Annotated in this window: 15 protein-coding genes; 1 reads left to right on the forward strand and 14 read right to left on the reverse strand. The window is 38.7% G+C overall.

The features are described from left to right. Positions 1–3 precede the first annotated feature (3 nt). The 10 genes from ACHCNF_RS02565 to ACHCNF_RS02610 form a co-directional block, all read right to left on the reverse strand. Positions 4–3,129: a sensor domain-containing diguanylate cyclase gene (locus tag ACHCNF_RS02565; RefSeq protein WP_408071234.1), complete on the reverse strand. Its 3,126-nt coding sequence runs from the start codon at positions 3,127–3,129 to the stop codon at positions 4–6. Between the two features lie 168 nt (positions 3,130–3,297). Further along, positions 3,298–3,951 carry a fructose-6-phosphate aldolase gene (fsa, locus tag ACHCNF_RS02570; protein WP_408071235.1) on the reverse strand — a complete coding sequence of 218 codons (654 nt, stop codon included), beginning with the start codon at positions 3,949–3,951 and terminating at the stop codon, positions 3,298–3,300. Between the two features lie 127 nt (positions 3,952–4,078). Further along, the gene (gene rnhA / locus ACHCNF_RS02575) at positions 4,079–4,567 is read right to left on the reverse strand and encodes a ribonuclease HI (RefSeq protein WP_408071236.1); all 489 of its coding nucleotides are present in this window, start codon (positions 4,565–4,567) and stop codon (positions 4,079–4,081) included. Position 4,568: 1 nt separating this feature from the next. Further along, complete coding sequence (locus ACHCNF_RS02580; protein WP_408071237.1) at positions 4,569–6,266, reverse strand: MutS-related protein; 1,698 nt, start codon at positions 6,264–6,266, stop codon at positions 4,569–4,571. Positions 6,267–6,279: 13 nt separating this feature from the next. Next, entirely contained in the window at positions 6,280–7,587 is a 1,308-nt protein-coding gene (locus ACHCNF_RS02585) for an amidohydrolase family protein (protein WP_408071238.1), read from the reverse strand. Between the two features lie 24 nt (positions 7,588–7,611). After that, positions 7,612–8,436 (reverse strand): purine-nucleoside phosphorylase, encoded by an 825-nt coding sequence (locus ACHCNF_RS02590; protein WP_408071239.1) that lies wholly within the window; start codon positions 8,434–8,436, stop codon positions 7,612–7,614. A 2-nt stretch (positions 8,437–8,438) separates the two neighbouring features. After that, on the reverse strand, positions 8,439–10,394 hold the full coding sequence (locus tag ACHCNF_RS02595) for a serine hydrolase domain-containing protein (protein WP_408071240.1): 1,956 nt from the start codon (positions 10,392–10,394) through the stop codon (positions 8,439–8,441). Beyond that, on the reverse strand, positions 10,375–12,318 hold the full coding sequence (locus ACHCNF_RS02600; protein ID WP_408071241.1) for a heavy metal translocating P-type ATPase: 1,944 nt from the start codon (positions 12,316–12,318) through the stop codon (positions 10,375–10,377). Before ACHCNF_RS02600 ends, ACHCNF_RS02595 begins: the two co-directional genes overlap by 20 nt. Positions 12,319–12,416: 98 nt before the next feature. Then, positions 12,417–12,632, reverse strand: a complete 216-nt coding sequence (locus ACHCNF_RS02605; RefSeq protein ID WP_408071242.1) for a cation transporter — start codon at positions 12,630–12,632, stop codon at positions 12,417–12,419. A 28-nt stretch (positions 12,633–12,660) separates the two neighbouring features. Continuing rightward, a complete protein-coding gene (locus ACHCNF_RS02610) occupies positions 12,661–12,978 on the reverse strand; it encodes an ArsR/SmtB family transcription factor (RefSeq protein ID WP_408071243.1) in 318 nt (105 codons plus the stop codon). Positions 12,979–13,173: 195 nt separating this feature from the next. Between ACHCNF_RS02610 and ACHCNF_RS02615 the strand changes: the two genes are divergently transcribed. Then, positions 13,174–13,773 (forward strand): hypothetical protein, encoded by a 600-nt coding sequence (locus ACHCNF_RS02615; protein ID WP_408071244.1) that lies wholly within the window; start codon positions 13,174–13,176, stop codon positions 13,771–13,773. A gap of 34 nt (positions 13,774–13,807) precedes the next feature. Here ACHCNF_RS02615 and ACHCNF_RS02620 read toward each other — a convergent pair whose 3' ends face one another. From ACHCNF_RS02620 to hemZ, 4 genes are all read right to left on the reverse strand, one after another. Next, positions 13,808–14,446: a phosphoribosyltransferase family protein gene (locus ACHCNF_RS02620; protein WP_408071245.1), complete on the reverse strand. Its 639-nt coding sequence runs from the start codon at positions 14,444–14,446 to the stop codon at positions 13,808–13,810. A gap of 136 nt (positions 14,447–14,582) precedes the next feature. Then, a complete protein-coding gene (locus ACHCNF_RS02625) occupies positions 14,583–15,266 on the reverse strand; it encodes a TVP38/TMEM64 family protein (protein ID WP_408071246.1) in 684 nt (227 codons plus the stop codon). 20 nt (positions 15,267–15,286) lie between these two features. Further along, positions 15,287–16,627 carry an MATE family efflux transporter gene (locus ACHCNF_RS02630; RefSeq protein ID WP_408071247.1) on the reverse strand — a complete coding sequence of 447 codons (1,341 nt, stop codon included), beginning with the start codon at positions 16,625–16,627 and terminating at the stop codon, positions 15,287–15,289. Between the two features lie 90 nt (positions 16,628–16,717). Next, the gene (gene hemZ, locus ACHCNF_RS02635; RefSeq protein ID WP_408071248.1) at positions 16,718–18,238 is read right to left on the reverse strand and encodes a coproporphyrinogen dehydrogenase HemZ; all 1,521 of its coding nucleotides are present in this window, start codon (positions 18,236–18,238) and stop codon (positions 16,718–16,720) included. Between the last annotated feature and the right edge of the window lie 21 nt (positions 18,239–18,259).

Below are 18,259 nucleotides of genomic sequence, written 5' to 3' on the forward strand. Positions count from 1 at the left end.
TTTTTACCTCCACTCCCCATTGTACTTTGAATAGTTGTTCTTCCCATTCTCTTTGGTATAATACAAAGCTTTATCAGCGTTTCTATATAAATCATTATACGCTTTTCCGTCTCCCGGGTATACTGAATATCCGATAGACATGGAATATTTTACATCTTCGCCATTATACTCTACACTCTTGATATCTTCTGAAAATTGCTTAAGAAGCTTATCAACATCAGCATCCGAATGATTCCTTATAATAACCAGGAATTCATCACCACCGATTCTTGAAGGATAGCAATCATCTCCAAGATTATTGGTCATTCTGCCAGCTGCGTCTTTTAGCACCATATCACCGCAATCATGACCAAATCTGTCATTTATCTGTTTGAAGTAATCAAGATCAAGAAGTACAACTGCCAGGCTTTTTGTTGTATCGTCACTTATAAGTCCATCAAAGATTCTTCCAATAGTAAGTCTGTTATATAGCCCTGTCAGGGTGTCTCTCTCGGCAAGGAATCTTATTCTTTCATTGGTTCTCTTGAACTGATCTATATCATATTTAAGTATATAAATATGTATCTTGTCGTCCTGTCTGGATTTTCTCATTCTGTAGCAGAAATACTGATATCTTGGAATATCATTAGCCCCTGTCATCTCAAGACATACAGTATGGGCAGAAGTAATTCCGCTATAATATTCCTTTAAAAGTCTTTGGGTGTCAAAGAAGTCTATCATTCTCGACTTGTCTTCTTCTATAACCTGGGCATTAAGCATGCTGTCCATAACCTCTTTAAAAGGAAGCTCTATATATCCTGTCTCGCCGAAGTCAGAAATAAGACCGCTTTGCCCAAGATGCATGTAAACAGTTCTGTCATCAGACAGATTCGCTTCAAGATAAAATGTATTTCTAATAAACTGTTCAAAAGAGCCATAGCCCAGTGTATCCGTAAATGCATCGCTTGCAAGAAGCAGGAATGTGGGATCACTTGGCATGTCATAATATTCTGATCCGCTCTGACTTATATCCGGCAGCTTTCTCATACGCTCGGCATCAATATTTCTTGAGCACATGATAAACATAGTATTACCCTCTGATACAATAGGAATGATAAGATACATAAGCCAGTTATAATCGCCATTTGCATCCTTAGTCCTAAAGTAATCAGTCAGATGGTCAAAATTAAACTCCCGTAGCCGTTCATTAATTGTTTTTGCATTATAAAAATTGAGAAAGGCTTCTCTATCCTCATTGTAAATTGCCTCTTCAGCAAAATTTTTAATAGCATTTGAAAATGTTCCTTTGCTCATTTTCTGAGTGAACTTTGCATTGTTCTCATATACGGTCTCAAAGGTGTCCAGATCAAGATTAACAATATCAACACGGTTATAGATCATATACAGGAACATCAGATGTGAATTGAGTTTAACAGCTCTTGCGCTTGGATCTTCCTCAGACATAGTTTCAGCTATTGCAAGAATGGCTGTTTTCCCTATTGTCCCCGAGGTTGTGATGCGCCTAAGCATCAGCCTGTTATACCCTCTGCTTGTAACAAATTCAAGCGTATGGATCTCATCATCATTGATGCACTGAGCTGCAAGAAGTTTAATATTCTTTCCGAGAGAATGTCTCGGGGAATCAAAAAGATCATATATAAATCTCACATCGCCTATAAAAAGAGGCTCGAAAATATCATTAAAGTCCTTACTGTACATAAGAACCTTAATGTTGTTTTTGGTATCAAGCTCAAAAATGGCAAGTGGCAACTGATTGAGGAATATTGCTTCCTCCTCATCAATATGCTCTTCTATAGGTGTCTGGGATAAAATGTTTACATTACCAATCTCGCTGTAGAAGTTTCTCTCTTCTTCTGACTCATATTCAAAGGGATAACCGCCCTCAGGATAGTACCAGAGGGGTACAGCTTCACTATAAAGGTGTCCCTGAGTCTTCTCGCAGCCTGCCTGCTTTAAGAATTCAAGAATTTCTTCGTCTTCAACGCTGCCCATCATGGTATGGATTCCAAGCTCCTTTACCATGTTTATGACATTCTTCATCATAATTCTGGGCTTTTTATCATATGTATATCCCTCCAGGAAGCTGCTGTTTATCTTAACTGCATCAAAGGGCATATCATTTAATATGTGAAGAGATGAAAACTCACTGCCAAAATCATCAAACACGATAGTAAATCCGGCATCTCTGAATCTCTCAAGTTCTTTCTTTATTCCTTTTCTATCGGTTGTGATCTCAGCTTCACTTATTTCAATCTGGATAAGATTTCTCGAAAGCCTATTCTTTTTAACTTCATCTTCAAGAATTTTCAGCATATCACAGAGTTCAAAATCAAGTCTTGTAAGATTTATTGAAACAGGTACCGGTTTCAAGCCGGTCTTTTCAATAATATCACGCTGATCCGAGCACACCTGCTTAATCACAAATGAATCAAGAAGATATATCTTCTTAGCATTTTCAAGTACAGGCACGAAATCATTTGGCATAAGAGCACCATATTCAGGATTGTTCCATCTGGCAAGAGCTTCATGTCCGCATACTTTTCCTGAATATGTATGAAATATCGGCTGATAATATATCATTATTTCGCCATTTTCAAGAGCTGATTCCAAATGGTGAACAACATAATGCTGCATCAAAATGCTGTTATCAACATGCTCTCTGTCAAAGATGTAAATACCTTCAGTCTTGGCTTCTCCGCTTACACAGGCAACGTTTGCGTTCTGAATAATATCTTCTGCGCTCTTATCGTCAGGTTCTATAGGATAAATACCAGCCTGTAGTTCCATTCCGGTATGAATATATACTTCGTCAAAATCCCTCTGAATTCTTGTTATGAATGTATCTACATCATCAATATCAGTTATAACCGCAAAAGTAGAATCCTCTAATTTACAGCATATATCAACAGGAAATGCATTTCTGATCTTATTGCCAACAAAAGAAATAAGCTGATATCCTTCATCAAAGCCATATTTCATGTAGTACTGCATGAAATTTTTAACTGTAAAGTACACACAGCAAAAAGAAGCAGATAATTCGCCATTTTCTGCTTTTTCGTCCACCAGTTTTATAAATTCATCTTTTGGATATAAATCGTGCGGAAGCCCCTCTACTTCTTTTCCTGCCATATACATACCAGCCTTATAAAAAAAATTTTTACCCCAATTAATGGTATCAAAACAGACGCCCGAAAACTATTAATCATATATAAAAAATTTGGAAAAAATTAAAAAGAGCACCACGAAAGTGATGCTCTTAAATGAACTATAAAAATATTCATATATATTAGCAGAAAATTACTCACCAAATACAGCTTTGTAATCCTTCTGGAACTTCTCAATTCCAGCTGTTGTAAGAGGATGGTTAACCATCTGAGCGATAACGCCATAAGGAACTGTAGCGATATGTGCACCTGCAAGCGCACAGTCTGTAACGTGCATAGGATGACGAACAGAAGCTGCAATAATCTCTGTGTTAATGCCGTGAAGGTCAAAAATCTGAGCTACTTCAGAAATAAGATCTGTTCCTCTTGTGCTGATATCATCAAGCCTTCCAAGGAAAGGGCTAACGAATGCAGCGCCTGCTCTGGCTGCAAGAAGTGCCTGGTTAGCTGTGAAGATCAGAGTCATGTTTACCTTGATGCCTTCAGCTGCAAGTGTATGGCAAGCCTTAAGTCCCTCTTCTGTCATAGGAATCTTAACAACCATGTTCTTGTGAATCTTAGCGATCTCACGACCTTCTTTGATCATGCCCTCAGCATCAACTGTAGTAGCCTTAACCTCACCACTTATAGGACCATCAACGATAGAAGCGATCTCAGCTACAACCTGGTTAAAGTCTCTTCCCTCTTTAGCAATAAGTGAAGGGTTTGTTGTAACGCCGCAGATAACACCCATATCATTTGCTTTCTTAATGTCTTCAACATTTGCAGTATCCAAAAAGAATTTCATAATACACTCCATTCCGCTCAAGAATTTTTCTTAAGCATTTTTTAAAATATTTCACACCGTATTAAATAATATCACAACATCAAAAAAAAACAAATCATATCATGCTATCTTTTTACCAATTATTGCCCTATCTTAAATCTCCGCCGTCATCATGCTTTAGTTCAGCAAAAGGTCTGTCAGCAGCAGAAGTGGCCAAATGATCGCATCTCTCATTTTCAGGATGCCCATCGTGGCCTTTTACCCAGTGCCATGTAACCTTATGTTTACCGGAGGCCTCAAGAAGTCTCTTCCAAAGTTCAACATTCTTAACAGGCCTTCCATCAGATTTTTTCCAGTTCTTTTTAAGCCATCCGCTGATCCAGTTTTCATTAAACGCGCTTATAACGTACTTCGAATCAGAATAAAGATCAACCTCGCATGGCCTGTTAAGTGCTTCAAGCCCCATTATAGCCCCCATGAGCTCCATTCTGTTATTGGTGGTTTTATCATAGCCTTCATTTATTTCTTTTTCATGCAGAACGCCTTTAGCATCCACATACTGGATCACTGTACCATAGCCCCCCGGACCATCCGGATTCCCACGGGCAGATCCGTCTGAATAAATTGTTACCTTCATATTAACCTCGTAAACTCCAAATTCCTTTTTCTTCAAATCTTGCTGCCATTGATTCAGCCTCATCCACAATATTTTCATTGTAACCGATTTTCTTAAGGAGGCTTATGGCATTTCTCCTGGTAGCAGGCCCGTCTTTTAATGCATAGTCAAAAATAACATCATCATCCTTCATCTCTCCTTCAAAGTGATGAACTTCATAAGCATTATGAAGGACATCAGAGAGTTCTCCGTCATGAGTTGCAGCAAAGCATATTATTTTATCTTTATTATCTGCAAAATATTCAAGGATTTTAGAGGATGCCGCTATTCTTTCTATGGTATTCGTTCCTCTTAGTACCTCATCAATAAATGCAAGAACAGGTGTGTTTGATTCTCCTGCCGCATCAAGTATTCTTTTTAGCGATTTTATCTCCACCATATAGTAGCTGTCACCAAGCTTAAGATCATCCTTTAATGCCATGGATGTGTATACACGATAGCGAGGTGCCTTGTATTTTGAACACAGACATGTATGAATTGACTGCGCGAAAATGCTGTTTATGGCGCACATTTTTAAAAATGTTGATTTACCCGATGCATTAGAGCCTGTTATGAGAAATCCTTTTTTTGCACTAAATGAATTTGGAACAGGCTTCTCCATCAAAGGGTGATAACCATTTTCAATTTCGAATACAGCTTCATTTGTAAATTCCGGTATGCAGAATCCATTTTGAACCGAAGCTCTGTAATAGCAGACAGAAACACACGCATCTATATAACCAATAATCTCTGTCAGCTTTTCAACACTTCCAATCTCATTCTTTAGTTTTTTATACATGTGGTTGAACTTGATAAGATCCAGGTGTGTGATCATTCTGACGTAATCAAAAATGATATCAAAAGGATTGGAAGATCCTGTATATTTGCCCCCTGACATCAGTATCCAGGAGCCGCGCTTGAAGCTTTTAAGCTTTTCTTCGCATTCTGCTATTTTTACTATTTCATCAGAAAAAGCCAAAGACTTAGAACGACAAAGCTCTTCGCCTCCTCTTATAAGTCTCAGTACATAAGAAAAAGTTGTAATATACGGATCTATCCCTGCTTTTACCCTGAAATATGTAATTATATTAAAGGCTATCAGAATAATAAAAAGTAAAAAGCCCGGCATAAAACTATAAAAAGCCATTATTGCAATTGAGACTATATATAAAAGCAGAACTATCAAATGCACTGAATTTGATCCCGGTTCAGCCTTATCAATCATAGGCAGATATTCCCAAATCGAATATCTGCCAGTCTTTCCTATCCTGTGAAGACTCTCTTTAAGCTTAATTCTTTCATCAGCATCAGCATTAAGACAATCAAGGCTATTTTCCATGCCTGCAAAGTTATTAGTCTCTTCTATCAGAGGGCACCTTAGGATATGATACAGATATTCCTCACCGGAAGAAGTCTCACAATAGTTTATGCGGTCATATACATCATCCATCATAAGGTCATTCCAGGTAATATCATCAAGATAAAAAGAGCTCTTATTTACTTTAAAATATCCACCCGGCTCTCCCCTATGTTTCCTTAGACGAGACGAAGGCGCAGCACCGTATTCGTCTGCGCACTTCTTTTTAAAATTCCTCTCTTCGATTTTATTATTGTTGTAGCCAATAATGAATACAGCAAAGATAAATGCTGCAATAATCCCCAAAATCAAACCTGATGTCATACTCTCTCCGAAATTACAATTCCTTGTCTATTCTCTGTTTAATCTCATTAGCCTTTTTATAAATATCTTCAGGGCTCTCACCAATGTTGTACTCGCCCTTTTCATATCTGATAACACCACCGATCATGGTCATTACAACATTTGATGTATCACCGCTGTAAACAATATTCTTGCAGATATTATTTATCGGCTGCATATTTGGCATGTTAAGATCGATCATAATCACATCTGCAAGCTTACCCTGTGCAAGAACATCCGCATCATTAAGTCCCATTGCATGAGCGCCATTTACTGTAGCCATTTTAAGGACTTCATTGGCATCTATGCAGGCAGCGTCATTTTCCTTGAGCTTTCCAAGGCCTGTTACAAGGAACATCTCCCTGAACATACTAAGGGCGTTATTACTTGCCGGCCCGTCAGTACCTATAGCAACGGGAATGCCTCTCTTTAAGTAATCGTTTATTGGAGCTATGCCGCTGGCAAGTTTTGTATTTGACCCGGGATTCGTGACAACATACATCCCGCGTTTTTTCAATATATCCATATCCTTCTCGTCTGTATGAACAAGATGATATCCGCCTCCGCCATAGTCAAACATGGAAAGACTGTCCAAAAACTCCACAGGGCTCATTCCATATCTCTCCCTGCAGCCTGCAACCTCTCCTGCAGTCTCAGAAATATGTGTAAAAACAGGTGCCTTATATTTATGAGAGAGATCTGCTATTTTTTCCAAAAGCTCCTTACTACAGGTATATTCAGCATGAAAGCCAAGGATATAGGAATTATAAGCATCCCTTCCGTTAAGCTTGTTATACATCTCTTCAACAAGCTCAGGTGACTGACTAAAATTATTGACAGCTCCCACCTGAACGCATCTCATACCGGCGTCTCTGCAGGAATCAGCTATTGATTCAGGCGTAAGATACATGTCAAAGATGGATGTAATACCACCACTTACATACTCAAGTATTGCAAGCTTTGTAAGATAATAAATATCCTCTGCCGTCAGCTTTGCTTCAACGGGGAATATCTGTTTATTAAGCCAGTCTGAAAGAGGCAGATCATCTGCTCTTGACCTTAAAAGCGTCATACCGGAATGAGTATGAGCATTCTTGAATCCCGGCATCAAAAGATTACCCTTGCAATCAATTTCTCTGTCAAATACAAGCATTGAGCCGGGATTTTCCTTATAGTAGTTCTCAACCTGCTCAGTAGTATCGCAGTAGATAATCTTATCATCACTAACCCAGAGCTCACCCTTAAAGATATCCTGTCCTTCTCTCATAGTGAGAATTTTGGCATTATAGAATCTTATTCTCATTAATGGCTTCTCCAATCTCTTTTATTAGAATTTTTTTACACACTCAGTAACAAGCTTCTCAAATAAAGGACCTGTCTTATCAGCTGCTTTCTGAACATCTTCGTGCGAAAGAGGCTCATTAAGCATGCCGGCCGCAAGATTACTGATACATGAAACACCGCAGACTCTCATGCCCATATGTCTTACAGCTATTGCCTCAACTACAGTACTCATACCAACAGCATCAGCTCCCATATTTCTAAGCATGCGGATTTCAGCCGGAGATTCAAAAGAAGGCCCTGTAAGCTGAGCATAAATACCCTGCTTAAGCGGAATCTTATTCTCAAGAGCTGTCTCCAGAATTATCTCGCGAAGCTCCTTATCGTATACGCAGGACATATCAGGGAATCTTGTACCAAATTCGTCAATATTGGGTCCAATAAGCGGATTTCTGACAAATACGGAAATCTGATCATTTATAAGCATAAGATCACCTGCATCAAATGTATAATTAATACCACCTGCAGCATTAGTGAGGAACAGAATTTCTGCTCCAAGCATTTTCATTACTCTTGCAGGAAGAACAACATCACTTATGTCATAGCCCTCATAGAAATGAACTCTTCCCTTCATGCAGACAACGGGTACATCTCCAACATATCCGAAAATAAACTTCCCTGCATGTCCGGGTACTGTAGAAACAGGGAATCCCGGAATGTCAGAATATGAAATCTCACACTTTATATCTATCTGATCAGCATAGTTTCCAAGGCCCGATCCAAGTGTTATAGCAACTCTGGGCTTAAAGTCTGTTACCTTTCTTATAGCCTCTACACAGTCATTAACCTTTTTATAAATCTCATTTGCCATATTCAATCGTCCTCCATAATAGCATCTTCTTCATTTACATTGCTCTCAGGTAATTTCTGAGTTTCAATATTATTATCATACTCCACACCGGCTTCTTTGTCATGCATTACGCCATGGAGCTTCGGCCTTACAGTATTTCTGATAGCCAGCATCAGGGCATCAATTGCTCCGTAATCAGTCAATCTGTTTATAACAAATCCGCTCATGCCCTTTCCTACATCAAGATGGCCAAATTGATTGAGTATTCTTATAAGCATTCCGCTTCCCGGTATCTCATCAAATCTGATTCCGATATTTACAGGTGGCTTTATTTTGCCAAATCCAAAATGTATATCATGCTGAAGTGGTTCTCTTTTTCCAAAATAAATATTCATTACTCTGGCTGTAGAGTCCTCCAACAGATAAAACTCATTTCTAAGAACCGGGCGTCCGTACTCATCAATTGAAAATTCAGATACCGTTGATATTGCATAGATTTCTCCGTGCTCATCAATCTGCGATACAGCCCTGAATCCATCAAAGCCGCATTTAATCTCATGTGTTGCTTCGCCCTCTCTAATAAGCAGGAAAAATGCACCTGTTCTTTCATCAAGTCTAAAGCCTATAGATTTTATACCGTCTGTATAGTTGTTGTGCATAACCTGTACAAGAAGCGGCATAAAGCCAACACCCTCATCATCCATGTCATAGCTTACGCCATCGAGGATTTTCATCAGGTGATATCTGATCTTGTCGGACATTCCAAGAGCGCTTCGCTTTTTCTTTTTGTTCCATCCACCACCTGCTATAAAGGTTCTGTTTTCAGGAAGATCTTCAGCTTGTCTTATAAATTCTTTAAGACTGCTTTGTTTAATCCTTACTTCCCCGGTAAAAGGTATCGGTTCATCGCTTACCTGAAGCTCTGACATAAGCTTATGCACTGTGCCTGACATGTTTCCTTTTTGGAAAAGATCTTCATTGCCTGCGTTCGTCACTATCATCATGTTGATGTCAGGGAAAACATATACATTCTGCCCAAGCATACCGTTAAATGTATACGCCCCAAGCCTTGAGCTGCTTGTCCAGAGCTGAAAGCCATACCCGGGAGCAGTGGTTTCTCCTGTTGCTATCTGCGCAGTGGTTGCTTCTTTAACCCACTCAGAAGGAAGTATCTGTTTGCCGTCATACATTCCTTCGTTCAAATAAAGCTGTCCAAGTTTAGCCATATCCTCGAGTCTCATATACATACCCCAGCCGCCTTTCGTGATATTAAGCGGACAGCTTTCCCAAAACACGCGCTTTATCCCCAAGGGTTCAAACAATCTTGGTTTTAGATAATCAAACATGCTCTCGCCTGTAACCTCTGTCACAATTGCCGAGAGCATGTATGAATTCATTGAATTATACTCAAAGGCAGAACCAGGTGTGAATTTTGTCTGTGACTCCAGAAACTGCTTTTTCCAATCATCGGAAAGAACAGAACCCGATTCGTTAAACTCAGCGCCACTACTCATGGTAAGAAGATGTCTTACCGTTAATCCTTTTGAAAAGAAATACTGCAGTGGCCCTTTTCTGCCAAATATATCTTCAATCTTGTCATCTAATTTAATTTTTTCTTCACTTACAAGAAGGCCTATAGACATTCCAGTAACGCTTTTACACATAGAATGAGTCACATGCCAGTATTCCATATCAAATGGCTTAAAAGCGCACTCACCTATAACATGGCCGTTTCTTACAACCATTATTTTATGCATATGACAACTGGTATTGTCATATAATGTTCTGAAAAGTTTCTCAATAAAAGCACTGTCAACTCCCTGCTCTTCAGGTGTTGACCTTGGTAAAAAGGTTTCTCCCTCCGCAGACTCCGGAAAAGCAATCTTCTGAGGAGAGTATGTGACCTTGCTGATTTCACCTGTCTTATGACCAATCAGCTTCATAAGTAACTGAATAAGTTCAAGCTCTGATTTTGCCATTCATGTCCTCTTTCGACCATTTCATGGCTCTCATTGAATTTAAAATAGCGAGGACTGCCACTCCGACATCTCCGAAAACCGCCATCCACATAGTTGCAAATCCAATTGCACCAAGAAACAGTATCAGTATTTTTACAGAAAGAGCAAAAACAATATTTTCCTTAACTATTCTAAGAGTCTTCCTTGCTATTTGGATAACTGCGGAAATCTTGCCTATGTCGTCATCCATAAGTACTATGTCAGCAGCCTCAATAGCAGCATCTGATCCCATGCTTCCCATGGCAATTCCAACATCGGCACGCATAAGTACCGGAGCATCATTTATTCCATCTCCCACAAATGCAACCTTGCCACTACTGTTTTCCGTAAGAAGGCTCTCAACTCTTTCCACTTTATCAGCCGGCAGAAGCTGTGCATAAACCTTGTCTATTCCTACCTTGTCAGCTACAGCCTTCGCTGTATCCTCATTATCTCCGGTAAGCATTATGACTTTGGATACACCGGCGCGTTTTGCACCTGAAATAGCATCTGCTGCACCTTCTTTTATTGTATCAGATATTATAATTGTTCCAAGGAAAAGTTTTCCCTTCGCAACATAAATAACTGTTCCCGGTTTATCGGATTCTTTGAAAGCAATATCATTACTCTTAAGAAGCTTTGCATTTCCCACAAATACTTTTTCGCCATTAAGCATTCCCGTAATGCCATTACCGGGGACCTCACTGATGTCTGAAAGCTCATAATCTGCATCCGATAAAGCTTTATTTTCCTCATGCATCTCCTCATGATATAAAATGACAGATTTTGCAATCGGATGATTTGAAAACTTCTCGGCACCTGCAGCAAGACAGATGATTTCTTCCTTTGTTGTCGCGGAGCTTGCAGATATTATCTCAGTAACCTTGAACTCACCTTTTGTAATGGTGCCGGTCTTATCAAGTACCAGAGTATTTGCCTCAGCAATAGCTTCGAGGTAATTGCTGCCCTTTACAAGGATTCCAAGTCTTGAGCTTGCACCGATTCCTCCGAAAAAACCAAGGGGAACTGAGATCACAAGGGCGCAGGGGCAGGAAACTATAAGAAAGATACAGGCTCTTTTAATGGAATCTGAAAAAGACATCATGCCAAATATAGGCGGAATAATTGCAAGTAATACAGCACCGATGGTAACTATAGGTGTGTAGTATCTCGCAAATCTTGTGATAAAATTTTCCATTCGTGATTTCTTATTGCTTGCATTTTCCACAAGCTCTAAGATTTTGGCCACAGTAGAGTCTTCATAGTTTTTGGTAGTGCAAATTTTAAGTACGCTGTCCTTGTTTACGCAGCCGCTTATTACTTCACCGCCTTCTGCAACTCTTCTCGGAACAGATTCTCCTGTTATTGCTGAAGTATCAACGAAGGATTCTCCCTCTATTACGATTCCATCAATCGGAATCTTCTCGCCGGGTTTAATAAGGATTGTTGTACCTATCTGCACATCCTCAGGGTCAGTCTCTTCTACTTCACCTGACTCATTAAGCACATTGGCATATTCAGGCGCTATACTCATAAGCTCTGTAATAGAAGCTCTTGATTTACCAACTGCATAACTCTGAAACAGCTCTCCAGTCTGATAAAAAAGCATTACTGCCAAAGCTTCAGTATACTCACCTATTCCAAATGCCCCAAATGTTGCGATCATCATCAGAAAGTTTTCATCAAAAACCTGTCCGTGAGAAATATTTATGAACGCTTTCCTTAGCACATCGTATCCGATTACAAGATACGGAATAAGATATATCACAAACATTAAAGGTGTCTTAAATGCGGTGGGAACAGGTAGCTTATCAAAAACTCCTGTATGTTCCAATACTAATAACAAAACAAATATGATAAGTATTGCTATTATTCTGTTTCTTGTTTTTTTCATCTTTTTAGTCATTAGTATATCCTCCGGTTGGTATCCTTTGTTGCAATAATATCTTATAAAAATCTTTAAACCTTCTTAAAAATCAAATTTCTATGATCAAATTTCTATTATCAGATCTCAATCTCACAATCAGGCTCTACCTTCTTGCAGGCTTTAACTGCAGCATCGAGAATCTCATCATATCTGTCATCCTCAGCATCAAGTGTAAGCTTCTGAGTCATAAAGTTTACTCTTGCACTCTTAACGCCTTCGATTTTGTTTATGGCCTCCTCCATCTTTGCAGCACAATTTGCACAGTCAACTTCACATTTGTAGCTCTTCTTCATAGTTTTGTCCTCTTTTCTTTTTGAATGTTTATTTTTCTTCTATATGTTCACGTCCCATTGAGATAATTGTTCTGACGTGATCATCAGCCAGGTAATAGTACATCTGCTTGCCCTCTCGTCTGCTCTTAACAAGACTGTTCATCTTAAGTATCTTAAGCTGATGAGATACGGCAGATTGTGTCATGCCCAGGTTCTCTGCCAGATCGTTTACACAAAATTCCGAAGCAAAAAGTGCAAACAATATTCTAATTCTGGTAGAATCCCCAAATACCTTAAACAGTTCAGCAAGATCATACATCTCTTCCTCATCGGGAAGTTCCTCTAGTTTACAGGTAAGCTCAGCCATATTATTCTCCTTAAAATTATTACGTATGAGCATTTGTTCATATGTTGATTTAAATATATTCCTCCTTATATGCAATGTCAATAGCAAAATACATTTTTATTGTGATAAAATTTTTATATTAGATGTAGTCCAATACGTTTTCTATTTTTCTGAGAAAAAAATAAAAACCAATGATTCTTGGCCAGGGAAATACATATGAGCGAGAGCAGCTTGGAATATAAATATCTTACTAAAAACACAATAACAATTCTGGAAAGCAAAAAAGGTTACCGGGACAATACCCTGTTTCCTGAAATAAGTTCATTAAATACCGATAAACACAATCCAATTGATGTTGTTACCTGCGAAATAATGTACTGCGGTAAATATGAAGTATGTGATTTTTTAATAAATCATTACCAGAATTATCTGTCAAGAAGTGATTACAGACTCCTTACCAGTCTTGTTTATGAAATAAAAACAACAGGCTTTCCCATCATTGACAGCCAAAAAAGCGAACAGCTTCGAAGGATCATCAGTAAACTGACAGCCGGATTTAACTATTGTCTATGGCTCTGTTCCTCTCCCACTGACATATATATCCATTACGTTAAAGATTACATACCTAAGGCAGATAAAATACAACCGGGCTATGCCGCTTCCTGTCCGGAATTTGATATAAAATCAGAGCTTTCCCTTGAGGAATATAAAAGCAGGTACGTCGAAGAGATCGACATACCTGCAGAAAATCTTGTTTTATGTGATATGGGTATTGAAGGAGCTCTTATAGTTTTTTCAAACAACACCTGCGAATAAAATTTTAGCTCCTATCTTTTAGTAAATAAAATTTTTATAGTGTCGAATATCCAAATCCGTTACAGATAGCATCCACCTTAACACCCTCTTTACACAGCGGGCAGTTATCGTGAGGATAACTTGCATAATCAGGAAGCTCTCTTGTTGAAAAAAGAGTTCTTATAGGAAAGCCTTCTATCTGTGTTGCAACAGAAAAGAATGCAGCTATTCCAACTACCTCGCCTCCATAAAATCTTACAGAATCAAGTGCACTTTTGAGCATACCGCCTGTAGTAACAGAATCCGATAAAATAAGCACCTTTTTATCAGTTATCATATGCTTATTATTGTCCCTGAACATTATCTGCCCATTAACATTATATTCAGGTCCTGTGATATACATTGTCTTATGTGCATTTTTGGAAATAACTCCGGCCTGAGTGAGCGCATCTGCAAGATATGATCCAACAACCTCCATACCATTTAAGCAAAGAATAGTATCTATAACATCAGAAGCAATATAAAACTCAGCAAGTGATTCGCCTGCAGCCCTTGCTTCCTTCATTCTTGCCTTTGTATCACAGAGATCAATAAAGTAGTTAACGTGTGCATTAGGAGTAACAAAATGTCCTTTTGTGTTACGTAGAATTACATCTTTATTTCTTGAATATTCAATCTTGGTATAGCCTTGCATAATTCCTCCTCCTGCCCTTTGGCATGGGTAAAACAATAGTTAACTCTTTATACAATAATAACATATTAAAAATTGTACATTCATTAAATAGTTAATTATTTATACAATTTTAAGATTATATCAAGAACTGCCAAAATCACTTATTATCATTAATGTCTTTTCTGTCCCTTAGTTTCTTCATTCTAAAGAATATCACAACATAGAAAAGAACAGCTGCAGCTGTGCCTATTATCAGTACCCCGTATTGCTGCTGCTGAATTTTATTACCACCAAGACTGTATAAGAATATATTCGGAAATCTCATTACGAAAGTAATAATTATCCAGGTCAATACATTTTCCTCAGAGTAATACCCAAACCATGAATATATATCCTTTGGTAGCGGAAGCAGCATAAACATCACATGTATAAGTCTGGGATTACCTTTTTTTACATATTGATCAACTGATTGTATCTGTTTTTCAGAAAACAGATTTTCAAGAAGTTTTCTTCCAAATTTCCTGCCCATCAAAAATGCAAAGGTATTACCCAAAGTAGCACCTGCATCACAAAGAATTGCACCTTTAAGTCCACCCAGTGCATATCCCGCCCCCATATAAAAAGGTGTACCCGGGATACAGGATGATGCGGTTTGAACTGCCACCAGGCAGCAGAAAATCATGATACCTCTTATTCCTTTGCTCTCTATATAAGTCTTTAATTTATCTGTATCCCCTACAAATTTCAGCATAGGCCGGCCGATAAGCAGATAGACTGTCAAAAAGAAAGCTAATATAAACAGAATTATTATTATTCTTCTAAAAAGGTCTTTTCTCTTCAAATCTTTATTCCTTAAATAAATCATTCATTAAAATGTCTTATTTCTGAATAAGCCAATGGGATAGATACTGCAAGTGAAAACATATCTGCAACCGCTTGAGTTATCTCTACCCCAAAAAGTCCAAAAATCTGCGGAAGAATCAAAATAAGCGGTATAAAGAAAATGCCGTTTCTGCATGAAGCCATAATAGAAGCCTTGATGCCCTTACCAATTGATTGGAGCATCATATTTGTCATAACAATACAGCCACTTAGAGGAAGTGCTGCAGATGTCCATCTAAGCGCAACTGTTCCGACTGCAATAACCTCCGGATCATCTCTGAATACTGAAATAATCTGAGATGAAAATGCAATACACAGCGCTCCTACAACAACTAAAAAAATAGTTGCATACTTAACGCAAAAAAAGTAGCCTTCCTTAACACGATTTTTAAGTCCCGCTCCGTAATTAAAGGAGCACACTGGTTGATATCCCTGTCCAAAACCTATAAGCGCCGATGACATCATCATCATTACTCTGGTATTAACAGACATACCTGCTATAGCGGCATCTCCGCCAAAGTTTCCCGCAGCCTTGTTCATAAGAAGCGTTGCCACAGCCGCAAGTCCCTGTCTGAAAAGTGAAGGAGCACCACCGTTTATGATTTCTTTTGTGTAGTACATATTAAGCTTAACATTTGAAAGAGACAGCTTAATATTTTCACCCTTGCTACTACCTATGAGCAAAACAATAAAGCTGGTAAGCTGGCCCATTATCGTTGCTATGGCTGCACCTGATACCCCCATATGGAAAACAAATATAAGAAGTGGATCAAGTCCCATATTCATAACAGCTCCGCACATAAGTCCAATCATGGCATATACAGCACTGCCCTGAAATCTCAGCTGATTGTTTATAACAAACTGACCTGTCATAAAAGGTGCGCCCATAAGTATTATCCTCATATACTTACTGGTATCTTCCAAAGTTGTGGGCGTTGCACCTATCATCATGGCAAGATCATCTACAAAAATATTACCGACAACTGCAATGATCAATCCCAGAATTATTGAAAGCGCAAATCCTGTTGACGCCATTTCGCTAGCTTTCTTATTTTCACCTGCCCCGAGCATTCTTGACAGATAGTTTCCTGAACCATGGCCACAAAAGAAGCCTGTTGCCTGAACAAGTGCCATTACTGTAAATACGAGGCCGACAGCTGCTGTTGCCTGCGTTGAAATCTTACCGACAAAAAATGTATCTGCGGTATTATATATGCCTGTAACGAGCATACTTATAATTGTCGGTACAGCCAGCTTTAATATAAGCTGCGGTACCGGCGTTTTGGTCATCATTTCATATCTTCCGTGATTTGACTGCATTTAATTTTTCTCCCCTAAGCTCTTTCCCCTCACCCATATATGCCTTTATCAATATAATAATTCTTTAACCGAATAATATTTGAGCCTCTGTTAGCCAAACAATTTCTTTTTGCGGTCGATCATATCATTAATGCTATTCATATAAAGAGTAACATCCTTAACATTATCGCATCTCTCTATTCTGCCATCGCCGTACACTCTCTTTGTTACGGTCCCTGCTCCAAGTGCCACAATGGACTGAACCTCTTCCATCATTAGAATATTGTATATACCGGCCTTTCCCTCACGGGCATATCCTGTGTTTTCAAGGTTTCCGGATATGTTTTTTTGCCTGTATAGATAGTAAGGAGTAAGTCCCATCTTAGATGCGCTTTCCTTGGCTATCTCCATCATTCTTCCTGTATCGCCTGCAACAAAAAATCCATTATTTTTTATATGTTCAGCAAGTCTTGATCCTCTTTTTACAGAAAGACTGTGCACAGTGAGGTCATCAGGATAAAGCTTTTCAATCTCAGCCATGGTGTGCTTCACATCTTCTTCGGTTTCCCCCGGCAGCCCAAGGATAATATCCATATTGATGTTGTCAAAGCCTTCTTCTCTGGCCATATAATAGGCTTCAACAAACTGTGAAACCGTATGCTGTCTTCCGATACGTCTTAAGGTTTCATCGCTCATTGTCTGCGGATTAACGGAGATTCTGTCAACGCCGCATTCTTTCATTGCCCGAAGCTTTTCACGGGTTATGGAATCAGGTCTTCCGGATTCTACAGTAAACTCCCTGCATTCACTTAAGTCAATCTTATCTCTAAGATATGTTATAAGCCTTGTCATCTGAGACGGTTCAAGAGTCGTAGGTGTTCCGCCGCCTATGTAAACAGAGTTAACAATCTTATCCTTAAAAGCCTCCGCTACGTAATCTATTTCTTCTTCAAGGCAGCTAATATATGAATCCACCTTCTTTTTCCAGGTTGCTATAGGAAACGAGGTGAATGAGCAGTAAAGGCATGTTGTCGGACAAAACGGAATTCCAAGATATATACTGTATCCATTCTCATAGTTTATATCATCAAGAATCTTCTTTTCCCTCACAGCAATATCATATGCAAGCTCTGTTTTTTCATCAGATACAAAAAAGGTATCCTGCATATATGTTTTAATTTCCACTTCATTTTTCCCTGCTTCAAGCATCTGCATGGGAATTCTTGTTGGTCGTATCCCCGTAAGGGATCCCCATGGAAGTACATGTCCTATTTCCTTTGATAATTGCCTATACATCATCTGCTTTAAGGCATTTTTGGGCGTTGTTAAAGATGCTGATGATCCGTTAGTTGAACCGGAACTCTCACCTTCACCGTCAATGCACACGGATTTAGCAAAAACCTCACTGCCATCGTTGTGAATTATCTTCATTGAAATAAAGCCTTTATCCTCATGGAGCTCTATTTCTGTCTTAAACAAAACATCCTCTGAAGCATTTTTATTGTTTACACTTTTATTATCCGCAGCTTCATCATAGGTGAGGACACTGACATCCTCCTTTGGATAAAATGCTTTAATAAGTGAGTGTATATCATATTTATATTTATCTTTATTTAGTAAAACCTGAATCATATATATTACTGCCTTAATTAT

The sequence above is a fragment of the Butyrivibrio sp. NATIVEDY162 genome (assembly GCF_045999815.1).
Lineage (GTDB): Bacteria > Bacillota > Clostridia > Lachnospirales > Lachnospiraceae > Butyrivibrio.